General features: G+C 34.8%; 18 protein-coding genes, 3 tRNA genes and 1 pseudogene. 1 reads left to right on the plus strand and 21 read right to left on the minus strand.

The annotated features are described in order from the left end of the window. Positions 1-729, minus strand: coding sequence for a WecB/TagA/CpsF family glycosyltransferase (locus SO785_RS06055; RefSeq protein WP_003546254.1), 729 nt, complete (start codon positions 727-729; stop codon positions 1-3). 129 nt (positions 730-858) lie between these two features. Here SO785_RS06055 and tagD point away from each other — a divergent pair, with 129 nt between their 5' ends. After that, a complete protein-coding gene (gene tagD / locus SO785_RS06060) occupies positions 859-1,245 on the plus strand; it encodes a glycerol-3-phosphate cytidylyltransferase (RefSeq protein WP_011254173.1) in 387 nt (128 codons plus the stop codon). A 35-nt stretch (positions 1,246-1,280) separates the two neighbouring features. Here tagD and SO785_RS06065 read toward each other — a convergent pair whose 3' ends face one another. From SO785_RS06065 to SO785_RS06160, 20 genes and pseudogenes are all read right to left on the minus strand, one after another. Beyond that, positions 1,281-1,982 (minus strand): GntR family transcriptional regulator, encoded by a 702-nt coding sequence (locus SO785_RS06065; protein WP_003546250.1) that lies wholly within the window; start codon positions 1,980-1,982, stop codon positions 1,281-1,283. A gap of 93 nt (positions 1,983-2,075) precedes the next feature. Then, complete coding sequence (locus tag SO785_RS06070; RefSeq protein WP_003546248.1) at positions 2,076-3,191, minus strand: hypothetical protein; 1,116 nt, start codon at positions 3,189-3,191, stop codon at positions 2,076-2,078. A gap of 142 nt (positions 3,192-3,333) precedes the next feature. Continuing rightward, a tRNA-Gln gene (locus tag SO785_RS06075) sits at positions 3,334-3,405 on the minus strand. A gap of 34 nt (positions 3,406-3,439) precedes the next feature. Further along, positions 3,440-3,521 (minus strand) — tRNA-Tyr (locus SO785_RS06080). A gap of 186 nt (positions 3,522-3,707) precedes the next feature. Next, positions 3,708-5,207: an SLAP domain-containing protein gene (locus SO785_RS06085; protein ID WP_003546245.1), complete on the minus strand. Its 1,500-nt coding sequence runs from the start codon at positions 5,205-5,207 to the stop codon at positions 3,708-3,710. 273 nt (positions 5,208-5,480) lie between these two features. Beyond that, positions 5,481-6,524, minus strand: coding sequence for a PTS transporter subunit IIC (locus tag SO785_RS06090; RefSeq protein ID WP_021874037.1), 1,044 nt, complete (start codon positions 6,522-6,524; stop codon positions 5,481-5,483). A gap of 437 nt (positions 6,525-6,961) precedes the next feature. Continuing rightward, a tRNA-Gln gene (locus SO785_RS06095) sits at positions 6,962-7,033 on the minus strand. A 327-nt stretch (positions 7,034-7,360) separates the two neighbouring features. Beyond that, entirely contained in the window at positions 7,361-7,837 is a 477-nt protein-coding gene (locus SO785_RS06100) for an MFS transporter (protein ID WP_255788757.1), read from the minus strand. A 46-nt stretch (positions 7,838-7,883) separates the two neighbouring features. Beyond that, complete coding sequence (locus SO785_RS06105; protein ID WP_003546239.1) at positions 7,884-8,225, minus strand: MFS transporter; 342 nt, start codon at positions 8,223-8,225, stop codon at positions 7,884-7,886. A gap of 223 nt (positions 8,226-8,448) precedes the next feature. After that, on the minus strand, positions 8,449-9,891 hold the full coding sequence (gene gtfA / locus SO785_RS06110; RefSeq protein ID WP_003546237.1) for a sucrose phosphorylase: 1,443 nt from the start codon (positions 9,889-9,891) through the stop codon (positions 8,449-8,451). Positions 9,892-10,017: 126 nt separating this feature from the next. Continuing rightward, positions 10,018-11,124, minus strand: coding sequence for an ABC transporter ATP-binding protein (locus SO785_RS06115; RefSeq protein WP_003546234.1), 1,107 nt, complete (start codon positions 11,122-11,124; stop codon positions 10,018-10,020). An 11-nt stretch (positions 11,125-11,135) separates the two neighbouring features. Next, positions 11,136-12,428, minus strand: coding sequence for a glycoside hydrolase family 32 protein (locus SO785_RS06120; protein WP_003546232.1), 1,293 nt, complete (start codon positions 12,426-12,428; stop codon positions 11,136-11,138). Continuing rightward, complete coding sequence (locus SO785_RS06125) at positions 12,428-13,285, minus strand: carbohydrate ABC transporter permease (RefSeq protein WP_003546230.1); 858 nt, start codon at positions 13,283-13,285, stop codon at positions 12,428-12,430. The genes SO785_RS06120 and SO785_RS06125 overlap by 1 nt, the downstream gene beginning before the upstream one ends. Beyond that, the gene (locus tag SO785_RS06130; protein ID WP_003546228.1) at positions 13,278-14,162 is read right to left on the minus strand and encodes a carbohydrate ABC transporter permease; all 885 of its coding nucleotides are present in this window, start codon (positions 14,160-14,162) and stop codon (positions 13,278-13,280) included. The genes SO785_RS06125 and SO785_RS06130 overlap by 8 nt, the downstream gene beginning before the upstream one ends. 20 nt (positions 14,163-14,182) lie before the next feature. Then, positions 14,183-15,478: an ABC transporter substrate-binding protein gene (locus tag SO785_RS06135; protein ID WP_011254171.1), complete on the minus strand. Its 1,296-nt coding sequence runs from the start codon at positions 15,476-15,478 to the stop codon at positions 14,183-14,185. 198 nt (positions 15,479-15,676) lie between these two features. Next, on the minus strand, positions 15,677-16,654 hold the full coding sequence (locus SO785_RS06140; protein WP_015613318.1) for a LacI family DNA-binding transcriptional regulator: 978 nt from the start codon (positions 16,652-16,654) through the stop codon (positions 15,677-15,679). A gap of 74 nt (positions 16,655-16,728) precedes the next feature. Beyond that, a pseudogene (locus SO785_RS06145) lies at positions 16,729-17,409 on the minus strand (glycerophosphodiester phosphodiesterase). A 44-nt stretch (positions 17,410-17,453) separates the two neighbouring features. Beyond that, positions 17,454-18,113, minus strand: a complete 660-nt coding sequence (locus tag SO785_RS06150) for a putative quinol monooxygenase (RefSeq protein WP_011254170.1) — start codon at positions 18,111-18,113, stop codon at positions 17,454-17,456. An 85-nt stretch (positions 18,114-18,198) separates the two neighbouring features. Further along, positions 18,199-18,771, minus strand: a complete 573-nt coding sequence (locus SO785_RS06155) for a histidine phosphatase family protein (RefSeq protein ID WP_003546210.1) — start codon at positions 18,769-18,771, stop codon at positions 18,199-18,201. Further along, positions 18,772-19,353, minus strand: a complete 582-nt coding sequence (locus tag SO785_RS06160; protein WP_003546208.1) for a histidine phosphatase family protein — start codon at positions 19,351-19,353, stop codon at positions 18,772-18,774. Positions 19,354-19,359: the final 6 nt, after the last annotated feature.

The following is a 19,359-nucleotide window of genomic DNA, read 5'->3' on the forward strand; positions in this document are numbered from 1 at the left end:
TTATTTTCCTTTCTTCGATTGTTTTACTCTAACAACAAACTGTGGTAAAACTAACATTCGCTTAAAACGCGATGGATTGGTAACCAAGCGGTAAAACCATTCAAGATGTGTTTTTTGAAACACTTCCGGTGCTCTTTTGACTATTCCAGAGAATACATCGAAACTACCGCCCACTCCCATCATTAATGCTGGAGTTTCGTTTTTACGTAAAATAGACAAGAGTTTTTCCTGTTTAGGAAAGCCTAATGCCGCAAAAACCATATCCGGTTGTGCTCGTTGAATTCTACGGGCAACCAACTCCAGATCTTCTCTAAAGTAGCCATCTTCTGCTCCCACCAAGTTAATATTTGAATATTCCTTGGCAATCTTAGCTTGGACTGCATGAATCACTTGAGGCTTAGCACCAATCAAGTAAACTCGACTGCCACGCTCATTTGCGACACTCATGAGCCAAGTGAATAGATCATAACCGGTTACTCTTTCAGGAAGTGGTGTTTTTAGCATTTGGGCTGCTTTTACAATTCCAATTCCATCTGCAGTAATGTAATCCGTATCATTTTGCAAAATTTTCATAAATTCTGGATTCTCATTAGCTGCCATCACAATTTCTGGATTAGCAGTCACAACAAATGTAGATACGTGATTATTTAGTCGATTAATAAATTCATTTTGAAATTGATTAAAAGTTTTATTGTCAAAATCAACGCCTAACACATTAACTTTGTTCATTTCCAACACCTCGTGCGTCTTTTTATCTAGTTTCTATTTTACCATTCGAATAAGCAAGGATACGTTTGATGTTCAAGTTTTAACTTTTCTTCAAACATGATAAGATTATTTTTGACAAAAGGAGAAATTATGAAAAAAGTAATAACTTATGGCACTTTTGACCTACTTCATTATGGTCACGTGCGCCTTCTTAAAAGGGCAAAAGAACTTGGCGACTATTTAATCGTGGGGCTTTCTACTGATGAATTCAATGAGTTCAAAAAGCATAAAGAAGCCTACAATACTTACCCTGAAAGAAAATATATTTTAGAAGCTATTCGTTATGTTGATCAGGTCATCCCTGAAAAGGATTGGGATCAAAAAATCGCTGATGTCAAAAAATATGATGTCGACACTTTTGTAATGGGTGATGATTGGCGCGGTAAGTTTGATTTTTTAAAGCCTTATTGCGATGTGGTCTATTTACCAAGAACACCTGGCATTTCAACTACTAAAATCAAAGAAGATCTAAAATAAGACAAAAAGAGCCCCAAATTTGGAGCTCTTTTCATTTACTTAGAAAAAGTGAATTCAAATCTTTCAGCCACGTAACGTGCACGCGTATATTCAAATGGTTGCCCACTAGCTAGTTCAGTTACCTGACGTCTAGTGATCAAAGCCTCACCTTTTTTTGCATTTAACAAACGTGCATCTTGTTCATTCGCAATTGCAGCGGAAATGTGTTCCGTAACACGACCAATTGCGAAGCCACCACTTTTTTCAAGCGTTTCATATAAGTGACTTGATATATCTTCTTTAGAAAAATTATTAACCAAAGAATAAGGTACAGTAACCACTTCATAACAAATTGGTATATCATCAGCGTAACGAATTCTTTCCATCCGCAATACTTTTTCATCGATTTTAAGTGATAAACGCTCTTTTTCAGATAAAGATGGATTACCAATTTGATAAGAAATCAGCTTACTTGAAGGAACTTGACCATTGGCTTTGGTGATATCAGTAAACGACATAATACCTGACATTTTTTCCTGTACCTTCTGACTAGCAACGTAGGTTCCGCTACCAAGGCGTCGTTCAAGAATCCCTTCTTCTTCCAGCGTCTTAATAGCTTGACGTAAAGTCATTCTTGAAACGCCAAACTTTACAGATAATTGTCGTTCTGCTGGAATTCGATCCCCCACCTTATAAACGTGATTTTCAATATCTCGTTTAATTTGATTGTGGATCTTGATATACATTGGTTCTTCCATATATACACCCCCAAAGTCTAGTATCAACTATTAATAATTATAAGCTAAATTGGTCTAGATTTCATTTAATACGACAGAATTAATTTTTTCGCATTATTTACCTTTAGCGGTCCATTGTAATCCTAGAATATACACATTAGGACGCTTATCACATTCAACGTTTAACTTAGTATTTTTATCAGCTAAAACATTTGTCTTAAGTTTTGCTTCACCTTGAACAGCTAAATTTGCATCATTAGGATGAAATACTAAATCGTGACCGTTAAGTTGAGCTGTGCCGCTTAATGCTAAAAAGTACTCATAATTCATATTACCCATAAAGGTTACTCGCGTTGCTTCACAATCTGACTTATCTTGAAAATCACTATGAGCAAGCACCACAGAATTATTCATCGTTACTTTTGCCTCATCGACTACAACCATACGATTAATTGTAGAATTCTGAATAATAGTCCGTGTCTGTTTATCAATATAAATTCCACCGTTAAACTTACTGTTTACGATATTACTCCAGCAATCATCACTTAAATATAGACAAGAATCATTTGTAGAATTAATTGTGCTGTTAAGCATATTCATCCAAGTTTGCCCATGAAGTAGAACATAGTCTGCTGTGGAATTATTAAGATCAAGCTCGGCATTCGTCTTAGCAAAAGTATTAATACTGCCGTGAATGCGCGAATTATTAATAATTGCTGTACCATGTCCCTCTAGGGCTAATGCACAATATTTGTCTGATGAATAATCAATTTCTGCATCATTCATCTCTAATCTGAAGTCTGCATTTTCATACATTGAAACTGAACCATTAATAATTTTAGTTGAATATAGCTCGACCGTCACTTTGCCGTTAACGGCAATTGCTGCAGTATCAGTACCTGTTCCTTTGATGTAACAATTTCTCAAAGTTAGGTAACCGTCTGTTTCAACTGGAACAAATAAACTATTATTATCGGTTCTTGTATTAATGCACAAATTCTCAAGTGTTACATAGCGGCTATCTCTTGATACGCTTAGATAGCCATCAATAGTTGTATCCTCTGGTACAGACCCTGTTCCCTTGATTGTAATATCAGTTAGAGTCAGTCCTTGTGGTAAATGATAAAATCCGGGTCCCAGCATTAAAACATCATCAGCACGCAAATCTTTTAAAGCTTCATGCCAACTGGTCTCACTACTTGAACCGCCAACTCTAATTATTCTAGGCATTCAAAATCCCCTCACTTATTTTAAAAAGCCAGATACTATTTTACTGTTTTTCCCACACTTATGCGCCAATTTTGCTTTGAATGCAAAAAAAGAAACGCCTAATGACGTTTCTTTAATCGGGTTGGGTGTTCTTTTAGAACTATTGGGTTAGCTGGATTCGAACCAGCGCATGATGGTACCAAAAACCATTGCCTTACCACTTGGCTATAACCCAGTACCAGCTGAGCTTTTTACTTGTTGCTCAACAATGGAGGAGGGTGGATTCGAACCGCCGAACTCAGAGAGAGCGGTTTTACAGACCGCCGCGTTTAGCCACTTCGCTACTCCTCCGTTAGCTGACTTAATTATAATAACTAATATCTAGGATAAATGCAAGGGAAAATTCAAAAAAATTTCTATTTTTTTAATTATCTTTGTTAATATGATATTCCCGCAAACAAAGATAAAATTTTAAACACAAAAAAGAAGACGCAAATGCATCTTCTTTTCTGGATTTCGTAAATTTAGAACTTCTTTTTAATAGAAGTTTACAGCCTTGATGTAACGCTTGTTGTTATTTCTGCAGCCTTCAATTCTGTAGTACTTCTTACCGTTCTTGAATTTCATTTGTGGACCGTAAGTAGTTACAGTTTGACCTCTATACATCTTACCAGTACCTGGAGTACGACGGTATGATGACCAGTAAATGTAAGCGTTGTGCTTCAAGGTACGTTGGTTACCAGTAATGTTAGTTACACGAACGTATTCATCCTTGTTAGCAACCTTGTAGTAAGTCTTGCCGTTGATGGTTACAACAGTTGGAACGATGTCAATGTTGTCATATGCATAGTACATGTGACCTAAGTAGTTACCGTTCTTGTCGTAAGCTCTTGAGTCAACCATTACTGGGTAAGTCTTAACATTGGTGTCACCTGCTGGCTTCACAAGTGCTGAGGTCTTTACCCAAATGTTACTTGAGTTAGCATCATTCTTTGATTTAGGTGAAACTTGTGAGTATGAAACTCCACCAACAGTCTTAGTTTGATCTGAAACATAAACTTGATCACCATCTTTAAAAGTGGTTGAGTTACTTAAAACGTTGTTACCGTAAATACTGTAAGTAGAAATCGTACTTTCACCATTACCGTATAAAGTTTGCTTTTGGCTTGAAGTAATTAAAACAGTATAAGTAGCTGTAGTCTTCTTGCCAGTGTTACCAGTTGCAGTTAAAGTTACATTGTAGTAACGGCCTGCTTCTGAAGTATTAACTGGGTTTGAAGTTGCTTCAATGCTTGCAAAAGTAGTGTTGTTCTTACTTTGTTGAGCAGAAACAATGATGTTTTCACCGTTACTGTTAGTAAAGTTCAATGGATTGAAGTTTGAACCAACAGCAACTTGGAATACTTGTCCATTCAAACTTGAACTTTGTGCTTGACCACCCTTAGTCCAATTAATTTGTGGATTTTGTGTAGTATCTGTTGGTGTTGAAGCACCTTGAGGAACCATAGGAATTTGAATGGTTGCAGTTTGATTATTATCACCAGTTGCGCTTAAAGTAATGTTGAATGAAGTACTTGGTACTTTATCAATTGCTTCATATGCTTTTTCGTTTTTATTAGAAGGCTGAACGGTCTTAACTGTTACGCCATTAGCCTTTAATTGGTTGATAAAATCATTTTCATTAATAGTAACATTTTCACCACTTGCACTATTGTTTTTATGGAATTGTACAGCCTTTGAAATTGTACTAATCAAATCTGAAACCTTATCATCACTCTTAAAGCTAATAGTAGTACGTACCACATTACCTAAAGGATTACTTTGAGTAGCTTCACCAATAATTTCATTGTTATAAGTGAAATATGGTTTATTTTGAGGTGCCTGTGTGGTCGTATTAGTAGTATTAGCGCCAGTGCCTGCTGCTGAGCCAACATTTACGGCAGTATCAGCTTGAACTGGTACAACTGAAGTTGCAACAGGTGCGACTGCTAACAAGGTAGCAGCGGCTAAACCTAACATTTTTCTATTTTTCTTCATTTATAGTTATCTCCTTTTTGGATCAAAACTTGATGAGCAAATAGTCGATATACTCTATTTGCTTGTGAATCTATTATACCATGCAGACGAACTTATAATAAAACATCAACCTACACTTGGTATACAATCTTAAGAATTGCCTCCCTAAAACTGCATAAAATACTGTAACTCAGGCATATTAAACTGTAGTTACTGCACTTTTACAGATTCTATTCAAATCATTACATTTTTGTGAAGTATTAAACAATCCGTTGACTTTTTGTCACTTTTACTCTACCGGTCTTCAATCAATAAATCTTCTTCTTTAACAAAGCATAATTTTTGGATGAAGATATAACGCATTATAAGCCCAAGCATTAATGGCATCCCCATAAAGAGTAAAATCAAGAAAATAATCGTAATGGGCCCACCTGTAGTCATATTTTGATATGCAGTAAGTGGACCAATCAATCCAGTAGAACCAAAACCAGCAGAATTTGGTGTACCACTAATTTGAAAAATTGCTCCAACTAATCCTGCAATAGCCGCAGATGCACTAACTGGAATAAACAATTTAGGATTTTTTAGTACATTCGCCATCTGGATCTTAGGCGTTCCTAAAAAATGGGCAATTGTAGTACCAAAGCCATTTACTTTACTACTCATAATAGCCAAGGTAAACGCACCAGCAGTAATCCCTAAGTTAGCGCTGCCTGAAGCAATTCCTTCAACTCCAATTGCCATCGCAATGCCTACCGATGAAACTGGCGTAATAACAAGTGTCGCAAAGGCAACCCCCATGAACATTCCCATAATTAATGGTTGGAAATCAGTCATACCTGCAACGACATTACCAATCATTCCTGTAATCAGCTTAGTGTATGGCAACATCAGCTGACCTATACCACCTGCTAACACAGCAACAGCTAACGGTAAAATCAAGATTGTATAACTACCTAGCCTTGGCGTTAAATACTTCACCATAATAGCTGCAATAAAGATTGTTAACGCAATATTGATTACATCCCCTGAACCAGACAAAATAATCTGATTGTTTTTCATTTGAAAAGCTCCACTAGCAATCATTGCAGCTGCAGTGACCGATCCTGATTGAATCAGATTAAACTTTAATAGATATGACACACATAAACCTGCAAAAACTGCCAATAAATCTTGCATTAATGTTGTCATCGCAAGTACGCTTTGTGCAGCTGGCCACACATCACTGATACTCTTCATTATTTCATTAACTAAAGCACCAGGAACAAGTGCAATAACTACTCCAAAGCTTACTCCACTCAAAATATTTAAAATATTTTCCTTAAAGTTACCTTTCATCTTTCTTCAGACCCACTCTTTTCTATATATTTTTTTAAAAACAAAAAAGCTTCAGCGATTTCCACCACTGAAGCTTATTAATTATGCTTTGGAAACCGGACAATAAATAATAGGAAATAATTCCATCATATTTTTCTCATCCTAGTTTCCCCATGTGAAATAGTATACTATCTTTTTATTTTATAGCCTAGTTAAGATTATCTAAAGAAAGCATCGAACTAATATCCATGTAAGAAAAATCTATCATTTTATTAAAACTTCGCTACATATCTGTAAAAGTGTCCATAACTATTCATTTTCCCACTATGTATACTTAATTTAAAAGAAAATATTCATTAAAATTTACTCATAAATTCAAGACTAGATATATGAGTGGATCTCTTCCATGAATTATTAAAAACCAAAAAAAGATCAAGCTCACTGCCTGATCTCACTTATTGGGTTAGCTGGATTCGAACCAGCGCATGATGGTACCAAAAACCATTGCCTTACCACTTGGCTATAACCCAATCTTCAAACCTTTTACTTGAATTGGTTCTATTTGAATGACCTCTCGATCACTCAACGAATATTAGTATAGGGGAATGAACGACAAAATGCAAGTGAAAATTTGATTTTTTTCAATTTGTTTTTTGTTTAATTTGGACATAGTAAAAGCCGTAAAAGTGTCTAACTTTTACGGCCCACTTCAAACCTGTCCCTTTTGTGACATTTTTCCAGTTATAGTTTTGTTCATATTAATGTCTCTTCATTGTCAATTCTACTTATCCCCCAAATTTCTATTATCTAGTTTTCTAGCCAAAACAAAGCAATAAACAAATGAATTCCAGCCCAAACTAGTTAAACCACCGTATTTCAAAACTTGTCCTGCTGTCATTGAAGATACCGACATTATAAAAAATTGCACTTAACGTTGATGCCAAACTAATCGCTGCCGGATATTTTTTCGATGCTTCATTCAAAAATAATACTTGTGTTGTCGAGCCAAAAATAGCTACCACACCAAGGAGTAGCCAAATCAAACTCAATGCATTCAAATCGAACTTAAGTTGCACATGAACCAGCGGTCTAATATACGTGTAATAGCCATACAAGGTAGCTGCCGCACAGATAACGAAGCCGATCCCATACCAGATTGTTTTATCCTTGAAAATCTGAATCCGATCGCTATAATTACCCTCACCTGCATTCAAGTTTTTAGGCAAAACTAGCAACGCAATAATTGTAGCCACCGCTGTAATTACCACACACATGGTGAAAGCATCCTGCCATCGCCAGTGATCAGCAATGACCGTTCCCAGCGGCACACCCACAACCGATGCTAAAGCCTGTATAAATCCAGACAATCGTCACCGAGCGCTATTTTTGATTATGCAATATCTGGTAAACGATTACCGATAGCAGTGATTCAATCATTCCTGCCACTGATGCTGTAATAATTCTTGAAAAAAGCAGCCAACCAATACTTGGTGCACACGAGCTCAAAATTGTTCCCGTCAAAAAAATCAACAAATAGTATTTGTGAATCTTATTGGTAAATAAAGCCAGGAGCGGTGTCACGATCGCATAAGTCCATGCAAACGCCGATACCAACCAAGAAATCTGACTCAGCGATTCATGATAAGTTTGCGCAATCAGTGACAAATTTCCGACTACCATAAACTCATTGCATCCCAACATGAACGCAATCAGCACGAACATCGCCGTCAAAATATGCAATCGATGCTTACTAATTTTTTTCTGTCATATTTTTCCCCTTAAACACAACGTTTAAGTTAATTTAATCGAAAAATCATAAATAATCGTAATTAGAATAACTATAATCATGCTATTTTATCGACTTTAATATTTTTAACTACCAAATAAAAAACCACGAAGTATTCAACAAATATACTTCATGGTTTTATTTACTATATCTTAATTTCTAAAAATTAAAGACCTGATCATTGTATTTAACTTGATAGTCTAAGTTCTTAAAGTCTACGTACGTACTAGCTACTTCTGTTCCTGCCTTATTTGATCTAGTGACAATAATTTCATGTTCACTTGGAGTTTCAACTTTGATTGAACCTTCCAAATCAAATGCAGGTACAGAATTACGAAATTCCAATAACTTAATCAAAGATTTTACTACAGGTCTTTGAACTTGTTCCGCAATCTCATCCAAATCATAATAGTGGCGATTAATATCGCGTCCTTCTTTTGTCTTCTCTAATAATTGAATATCATTTTCTCCTGCTAACAATCCAACATAATAAATTTGTGGAATACCAGGGGCAAAGATTTGTAATAACCGTGCAATAAAATATTTTTTATCATCATTACCCAATGCAGAATAATAAGTAGTATTAATTTGATAAATATCCAAATTATGATATTCAGCACTAGAATATTTCTTCTTGACGTTAGCACCAATTTTATAAAGTTCGTTTGTTGTGTAGCTAATTTGATCGTCCGTAAGAATATCCTTTGCGTCAACTACGCCTAATCCATCGTGGGTATCTAAAGTAGTAAATTGCTTCATCGGACATTTCTTTAGCCAAGCAGCAAGTTGAGTACTATTACCGCTATAAAGTGAATACAACAATACCATTGGTAAAGCAAAATCATAAATAAAGTATCCATGTTCTGCCACCTTAAATGGCATCGTATAATGCTCATGAATTTCAGGCAGAATAGTAGTTGGAGTATCTTTAAGATAATCATTTACCTTTTCGAGTAAATTCCAAATTTCCGGTTCTACAAAGAAGTCATTTGTATCTAACTTTTTAATTGCATAAGCAAATGCATCTAAACGAATCAAACTAGCACCATGTTTAGAAAGATTTTGTAAATTATGCTTTATAAAATCTTGTGTTGTCTTGGTTCTAACATCCAAATCCATTTGATCTGGGCCGAAAGTATTCCACATCTTTTCATGAGTACCATCTTCAAATTTAATATTTTGATATGGGGCCTTATCTTTTCGTTTATAAATTAAATCTATATCTTCTTTAGTTGGTCTGCCCTTTGGCCAAAATTTATCCCAACTTAAGAAAAGATCGCTATATTTGCTTTTATCGTGCTTGGCTTCAAAATCTTCAAAATATGAGGATTTTTTAGAAAGATGATTAATCATAAAGTCAAACATCAAATAATACTTTTGACTTAACTTTTCTACATCTTCCCATGAACCAAACTTAGGCTCAACTACATCATATCTTGTAGGAGAAAAACCGCGATCACCGTTTGAAGGGAAAAATGGTAATAAATGAATACCACCTATCGTTTTATTAAAATAGCGATCCATTACATGATCCAAGTCCTTCAAATTATGACCTAAACTATCTGGATAAGTTATCAATATTGCCTTATTTTGTAATTTCATTTTTAAACCTTCCTTATAAAAAAGGTTCAATCTTTATTTAAAAGATTGAACCCATAATTGTTTTGATCTTCGAGGATTATATTATTAATCTTTCTTTTAAAATCGAGGGGGGAGAGAAAATTAAGTTTAATTGTAGATTGCCATTGTCGTATCTTTATCGAAGAAGTGAGCCTTATTAATATCAAAGCCCATTTTCACCTGATCACCTGGCTTGTGATAATCACGTGAATTTACATCTGCGACGAATTCAGTACCATCAACTTTTTGATAAAGTTGAATAGTTGCACCAAGTAATTCTGAAACCACAACAGTAGAGGTAATTACTGCATCCGGCCAAGTTTCTAAGAATGCTTCTTCGGCGTGAATATCTTCTGGTCTGATACCAAATACAATATCCTTATCGTCATAGCCTTTCTTATCCAACATATCGGCTTTACCTTTAGGAATTGCCATATTCAAGCCTTTTCCATCAGAAATACGGCCATTCTTATAATGAACATTAAAGAAGTTCATTTGTGGTGAACCAATAAAACCAGCTACAAATATGTTTTTAGGCTTGTTATAAACTTCCAAAGGTGTACCAATTTGTTGTACCTTACCTACTGACATAACTACAACTCTATCTGCCAAAGTCATAGCTTCAGTTTGATCGTGAGTAACATAAATTGTAGTAGTACCTAATCTTTGATGAAGTTTAGCAATTTCCGCACGCATGGATACACGCAATTTAGCATCCAAGTTTGACAAAGGCTCATCCATTAGGAAGATAGGTGCATCCCTAACAATTGAACGACCTAATGCAACACGCTGACGTTGACCACCTGAAAGAGCGGCAGGCTTTTTCTTTAAATAATCAGTTAAACCAAGAATCTCAGCCGCATGCTTTACTTTTGTATCAATTTTTTCTTTAGGATAATGTCTTAGCTTCAATCCAAATGCCATATTGTCATAAATAGTCATATGTGGATACAAGGCATAGTTCTGGAAGACCATTGCTATATCTCTATTCTTCGGAGCCACATCATTCATAACCATGTGGTCGATTTCAAGCGTACCTTCTGTGATATCTTCCAAACCTGCAATCATTCTTAAGGTCGTTGATTTACCACAACCTGATGGACCAACAAAAACTATAAATTCCTTGTCTTTGATGTGTAAATCAAAGTCATTTACTGAATATTTATCATTTCCATCATACTTTTTGTATACATGGTTCAAATCTACTTCTGTCATTATTTATCTCCTTACAAATCCACTTTTTTAAGTTCCATTCGATTAATTCCAGCGATAAAGGTAACGACACTTAACGTTTTAGTTTGACTAAAAATTTCTAAACTAGAATTATCAATTACTAACGTCAATTTATGCTTATTTGAATGCCATACAAGTTCTTCAGTAAATGCTGGTGAATGAATGTCTATAGTGTACTGTGACTCATTTGTACGAGTAATATAAATTTCTCCATTGTCGCCTTTTAAGATTAAGCTATAGCTAACCGGAATATCTTCGGCTAATTGATTAATTCCTAAAGTAATCTCACTATCTGACAATGAAATTTGTTTAAATTTACCTAATGGACTTTGAATCAACTCATTATTATCAATAGTTAATTTTCTTGGAATTCCCATCATTCCATTCCAAAGATGACCAGATTCTTCTAGATAATTAACATGATCAGCACTTCTTAACCATGGAATGACAATTCTTTCGCCTTTTTCATTCATAAAACTTTGAGAAGCGTAGAAATCATCTCCATCGTCTAAACGATCACATTTTTCCAACTCAAATTTGAAAGTTTGCCAATCCATGTGTCCTTCAGCGATATAAACAATACTATGTTTGTCATCACCTAAAATCACACTAAAGGCAAGATAATCTTTTCCATCGATATTGAAATAATCTGGACATTCCGTCATTAATCCATATTTTTCACCTTGTAGCAAAATAGATTTAAATGACCAATGAAGTAAATCTTCTGATTCAAACAAGATCAGACTGCCGTGACCATTAATAGCTGCTGCTATTACACAATAGTATTTACCATCATGTTCAAAAACTTTAGGATCACGAAAGTTACTTTCATCTACTTCACCAGGTAAATCGGCTATCGTCATTACTGGGTTGTTTTTATACTTTTTAAAATCTACACCATCATCAGAAACAGCTACACATTGGGTTTCAACTGCCTTACCATTTTCATCAACATGTCCCGTATAGATGACATATAATTTGCCACCTTTTTCAATGGCAGATCCTGAGAATACGCCTGATTTATCATATTCATGATCCGGTTTCATTGCTACTGGCATATCTTGCCAATGGATTCCGTCTTTGCTTCGAGCGTGACCCCAATGCATGCTATCCCAGTGTGGAGCATATGGATTGTATTGATAATACAATTGATAATAATTTTTATAATAAATCAATCCATTAGGATCATTGATCCAACCAACTGGAGCATTGAAGTGAAAAGTTGGTCTTAAAACATCATGATCAATTTTTCTTATTTTTTTATATAAGTAAGTATTTGCCTTCATTATTTATCACCGTTACCTGCAGATCCCATTCCTTGAGTAAGATACTTTTGGAAGAAGATGTAAACCAAAATCAAAGGTACTGTAGAGATGGTCAAAATAGCCATAACTTGGTTCATGTAGACTGGGTTTGTGCTGTTAATATTAGTAACAGCTACTTGAAGTGGGAATTGATCAGAATTAGTCAAAACCATTAATGGCCATACATAGTCATTCCAACTGCCAATGAATGATAGTGTTCCAACAGTGGCTACAGTTGGTAAAGTCATCGGTAACAAAATATTCCAAAAGGTCCTAAAATTACTTGCACCATCTAGTTCTGCCGCCTCTGTAATACTATCTGGAATCGCGGCAAAAGCGTTTCTAAACATGTAAATATAGAAAGGACTTGAAATACCAGGCAAAATAACTGCTAATGAAGTGTTCAAGATACCAATACTTTTAGCAATTTGGAATTGCTGAATTAAAAGCGTAGTACCAGGAATAACTAATAATGCAATTAATAAACCAAATAATAATTTACGTCCTGTAAAATTAAATTTTGCAAAACCATATCCAGCTAAAGCATTTACTACAATAGATCCAATAGTTACACTTGCTGCATAAAATACACTGTTAAAAATGTATCTCATTACAGGGAATCTATGAAAAATACTTGCATATGCGCTTCCCCAATCACCGATATTTTTTGATGGTAGGAAAGCTTTTAAATTACTGATGTTAGCATAAATTTGGGATTCTGGCTTCATCGAAGAAACAATCATCCAAACTAATGGGAACAAGAAGAATAAGGCTAATATAGTAATTAACACTGTTGTCCATATCGTATGGAATCTTCTATGTGTCATAAACTTATGCATTCTCGTCGCCTCCAGCGTTTGTGATCTTTCTTTGAATAATGGTAAAGATGATAATGATAATGCCGTAGATTACACTCATTGCACTTGCATATCCTAATTGACGATCAGTAAAACCTGTACGATAAATGTAGTATATTGGCGTCATAGTAGCATTTTGTGGGCCACCTTGGGTCATGATCATTGGTTGAATCATCAAGTTGAAAGCACTAATGAAAGTCGTCGTTAAGATCATAATTGAAGTAGGTTTAAGCATTGGCAAAGTAATATGTAAAAATCTTTGCCAACTATTTGCTCCATCCAATTCAGCTGCTTCATACAATGAATCAGGAATATTTTGTAATCCTGCTAAAAAGATTAACATCTGATAACCAGCACCCTGCCAAGCAGATACACCGATAATAGCAAACATCGCTTGCTTAGGTGAAGTTAAAAATGGCTGTGGTTTAATGTGAAAAATACCCAAAATACCATTTAACAAGCCTTGGTCAGGATTAAGAATATACATCCAAAGAATTGAGACAACAGTCAAAGATACAACTTGTGGTGCAAAGAATGAAATCTTAAAGAATGTATTTCCAGGACGCTTTTTATTAACAATTAAAGCTAAACCTAAAGCCGCACCAACCTGAATCGGCATAATAAAGATAACGAATTGTGCAATATTTTTTAAACTTTGTAAAAAGACAGGATCTTTAAAAGTATTAATGTAATTTGTAAAACCTACATATTGCTTAGCCCATGGTGTCAAAATATTATAGTTCGTAAAAGAATAACTAAATGACATCAAAAATGGGATGATTAAAAATGTTAGTAAAATTAGAATAGCTGGAAAAACATACAGCCACCCAATTTGTCTCTTTATACCTTTAACTTGCATAAAGATTCCCCTTTACTTCTCTATTTCTCAAGGTACTTTTGAATAACTTTAGCTTGTTCGTTCATTACCTTTTGTACATTAGGATTCTTCTTGTACAAAGTTACATTTTGAACAGTATCAGCAAATGTTCTAGTTACTTGTGGGTAGTTAACTAAAACTGGACGAGCATGACCCGTAGTTTGGTTTTGCTTAATGAAGAATCTCATTTGTTCATTAACTTTAGGCATCATCATCTTAGATACACTCTTACGTGCTGGCAAAACAGTGTTAGCCATATCGCTGCGGTACATACACTTCTTACTCATTAAGAAGTTAATCAAAGCACCAGCTGCCTTCTTGTTCTTAGCTGCAGAAGACATTGCGTATTGCCATGAGCCTGTTGGTGAAACCTCTTTGTGAGTAGCTGGAGATACAGGATATGGCATTACGCCCCATTGCAAATTCTTGTATTGGTTTTGCAAAGTTTGAACTTCCCAAGTACCAGTCATCATCATGGCATATTTGCCAGTTTCAAAACCTTTATCCTTTGGTGAAATAGTAGTGTAACCATCTTTGACCATGTCTTGAATTAATTGGAAGGCTGAAGTAGTTTGCTTGGAATTAAAGTAGCCAACTGCCTTTGTGCCAGCAGGATTAGTAATGCTACCACCAGCTGACCATACAAATGGTGCTAATGAATAAAGAGCCATTTCTGAGTGGTCATTCAAGTTCATATTAATTGCTGGTTCATGGAAGTGGTTTTTAAGTCTCTTACAAATATCTTTAAATTGAGTCCAAGTCCATGGATGCTGTAAAGTAGCAATTTCTGAATCTTTAATCCCAGCCTCTTTGAACATCTTCTTGTTGTAATAGAAGCCGATGCTTGATTCTGAATAGCCAGCAGCATATAACTTACCTTTATAAGTACCTTGCTTAATAATAGTTGGTAGAATATCGTCTTTATTAGTAATGTACTTATCGATTGGTTGAATAATTTTTGAATGTGCATAAGCTGCTGTGTTAGGAGCATCCAAAGTTAAAACATCTGGTAAACTTCCTGAGTTTAAAGCAGCATTGATCTTATCTTCATAGCCGCCACCTGAACCAGAACGAGGAATATATTGAACTTTTGCTTTATAGCCATGCTTATTCTCTTTATTAAAGTCATTGATATTCTTTTGTAATGCTTTACCTTCCGGATCAGTATTAGAAAAGTGAACCCACATAGTAACGTTTTTGTTGTTACTACTGCCACTTTGACTATTATTACTACAGCCAGTTAGTGACAAAGCTGCGACAGTTGCAATGGCTGCAACTCCTAATTTCCATTTTTTCATTTTTCCTCCTTTTGAAACGTTTCAATTTTGCACAAAAATTAAAAGGTTTCCTACTAAGATCTAATTGTTTTAAATTAATTGAAACGTTTCTATTTCGCTACAAAAAAATAATTATTTAGCAAAAAACTATTTGAACACTTTGGAAACGTTTTCAATTTACAATTAAATGATAATATCGCTTTCACAACTTGTCAACAGTTATTTTGTGGTATTGCCATTTATATATTTTACTGGATACATTTTAGCTTCATTTTTTACACTAGGATCTGCTATCTTCTTTAAAACTAAATCCACCGCTCCATTTGCCAATTTTTCAACAGGTTGTGCAATTGTAGATATACCTAAAGAATGAGCCGAATCCATTTTAATACCATCAAAGCCAATTAATTGTATATCTTCAGGCACACGATAACCATGTTGGATTAAAGCTTTTCTTAACGTTAATAACAAAGAATCCGTATGACAAAAAATCCCATCAATTTCAGGATGTGCAGTTAACATTTCTAAAAGATGATTAATAAAATCAGCCTCAGGCACTGGTTCATGTAAGAATATTTCCTTGTAGTTTATGTCATGTTCTTTAAGATAATCATCAAAACCATCTTTTCGTAGCATAGTAGCATTAGGATATTTACTATGGCTGCCTATATATGCAATATTTTTAGCACCATGAGCTAATAACTCCTTTGCCGCTAATTTTCCACCTTCGTAGTTGTCTGACGTAACATACGATACTTTTTTCTCAAAATAACGATCTAAGCTAACAAAAGGAATGTTGGAATAAATATATTGACCAATATCACTATATGTAATAGCGATAATCGCATCAATTTTATTTTGCTTAAGCATCTTTATATATTTAGCTTCTTCTTTTGGATCTCTGTTTGAATTACATAATAAGAGCTTGTAATCTTCCTTGTATAATCTCTTTTCTACATAATATGCAAATTCAGAAAAGAATGGATGCCAGATAGATGGCAAAATAAGTGCAATTGTTCTAGAAGATTTTGTTTTTAATCCCCTGGCATACTCATCAGGAATATAATTTAATTCCTTAATTGCCTCTTTAACTTTCACTAAAGTACTTTTCTTAACCCCTGGTACATGGTTAATTACTCTAGAGACTGTACCGACACCAACTCCTGCTCTTTGAGCAACGTCTTTCATTGTTGCCATATTTTTATTTCCTTTCATAACTATCATTTTATTATACTTCTAGAGAAGAAAATAGAGTTAAAAAAGCCACTGAATCATCTAATTTCTTTCTTCACCTTATTCATCAATTCAAAGTTATTAGTAAAAATTCCTGCTACACCTAGCTTAAAATATCTTCTAGCCAATTTAGGATTATCCACCGTCCAAATCCGCTGCGTTACCTTACTTGGCAAATAAAAATGGGGATGAATCGCTGCAAAATGATTTTTCTTTACAAAATACTCAGGAAAAAGTACTGGCACTTTCATCAAAAAACAATACTGCTGCTTTTTATCAATCCGCTGACAGTTTTTCAAAGTCCAATAATTAAACGAAGAAAAGATAATCGGATGAACAAAATGATAATTCTTCACCAAAGCTAAAACAATGCTTTCAATTCCTATATTGTGAATTTTATTAGTCTTAAATTCCAGATTGATGTAAACATCCCTATTTTGTAAAATTTCCAGCAATTAACTAAGCATCGGCACCGGCTCACCATTATCCAAATGAAACCGTCTAATCTCACTTAATGTGTAGTCCTTAATATAGCCGCTGCCATCCGTTGTACGATCAATTTTTTCATCATGCATGACTATTGGTACTTTATCCTTAGTCAAATGCACATCAAATTCCACGCCTTCAGTGCCATGTTCTACCGCATAGCGAAAGCCCTCTAAAGAATTTTCCGCAAATTTAACCGGTATTCCTCGATGAGCAAAAATTATTGTCTCCATATTTTCCAACAAAAAAATGCCACCTAATGGTGGCATAATCTAAATTAATCCAAAACGATTGCACCTTGAGTTGCTAAAGTATCTCTTACAAGAGTCTTAACATCTCTACTTTTTACCATGCCATCAGTTTCTTCAATATATTCCTTGTAATGTGGTGTCTTAACGTGAATATCGTAAGCTTCATCATTTGCATAAACCTCAATGAAGTACCATTCATTAGGGTTATCAATATTAGTACCTGACATCATAATTTCCATACCTGGTTCTGAAGCCATGCTAGTAGTCATTTCCTTCTTAACTGCATGTGAGAACTTTTCAGCATCAGCATCTTTAACTTCCACCTTAATCAAACGCATTACGAAATTATCAGCGTAACTATTCAACGCTCTTTGAGCCTTGGTTGTGATTACTTCTGGGTGAAGATCAATAACTTTTTGCTTAGTAGCAATCTTATTTACAGTTTCTACAAAATCATCTGCATGTGATCCAGCAATGTGTAAATCTTCAGCTCCCTTGTTACGGAAAACTTCAATTTCATAATTATCTTCACCATGTGCATCATCATGGCCGCTTCCAATGAGTAAAGTACCTTCTTCAGCAGGAATCGAATCATGCATATTTTTTTCTGCGTAACGAATATATTCACTACGGTCATTTTCTGCAATAGTTAATTTTTTAATTTTAAAAATTGGTGTTTCATCCATTTTTCTTTGCCTCGTATCATAAATTTTTACACATACATTATTATAAGCTAATGTGTAAAAATAGGATGTATTATTTACCAGTTAATTAATCTACATGGATATTTTTAGCAGGCCAGCCACTTTTTACATATTTAACCTCATGCCCATTACTCTCTAGTAATGCATACTCCCCATTATGAAAGCCGCGGAATTTATGACCAGAGGCTTTTTCACGAATATACCGCGTCATACTATCGCCATGCCCTACAACCAGAATATTTTCACCATCTTTGGCATCCCTCAAGATCAGATTAATTCCGCGTTCCATCCGCTCAACCACCTCATGATTGTCCTCAACTGATCCAGAAGTAAAGCGTCTAAATAACCAAAAAGGTGTCTTCTTTCCTTCAAAGGTGCCATAATTTTTTTCTTTTAGATCTTTCAACCTGGTATATTCCATCTCTGGCCCAGTAATAATCTCTAACGTATCACTAGCTCTTTCTTGAGTTGAACAATATGCCTTATCAAAAACTATATTATTTTTTTCAAAATAATCACGCAAAGTTTCAACCTGCTTAATCCCCAATTGAGTCAAAGCAGAATCACTACTACCTTGCATACGATGTTGTTGATTAAATAAAGTTTGTCCGTGTCTAACTAAATATAAATTAATTGTCATTTAAAGCTGTTTCAAATCCTCTGCGGGCCATACATAACTATCAAAATGAACGTCTTCACCATCAACTGTTAACCTAACAATTGATGCATTTCCAAAACCAGAAAAGTTCACATTTTCAGTTGCATCCCTTACGTACTTAGCTAAAATATCCCCATGTCCTACAACCAGCGCAGTTTGACCGTCATCTAGCCCATCTATAATTTGAACAACAGCACGACGCATTCTAGCTATTACGTCTTCATCTTTTTCCATTGTAGGATCAATATTAGTATTATTGTAATTCCAAGGAAGCAAAAATTCATCTCTTCCTTCAAAAATACCATAACACTTTTCACGTAAATCCTTTAAACGTACATAAGGCATTTCATGATCAGTAATAATTTCCAGTGTATCACTGGCTCTTTCCTGAGTTGATGAATATGCCTTATCAAATTTAATATTATTATTTTTAAAATAATCACGTGCTAATTCTACCTGACGAATCCCCTTTTCATTTAGCGGTGAATCACATCTCCCTTGCACCTTATGATAGTAATTAAAATACGTTTGTCCATGTCTAACTAAATATATAGTTTTTGTCATATTATT

The sequence above is a fragment of the Lactobacillus acidophilus genome, from assembly GCF_034298135.1.
GTDB classification, from domain to species: Bacteria; Bacillota; Bacilli; order Lactobacillales; family Lactobacillaceae; genus Lactobacillus; species Lactobacillus acidophilus.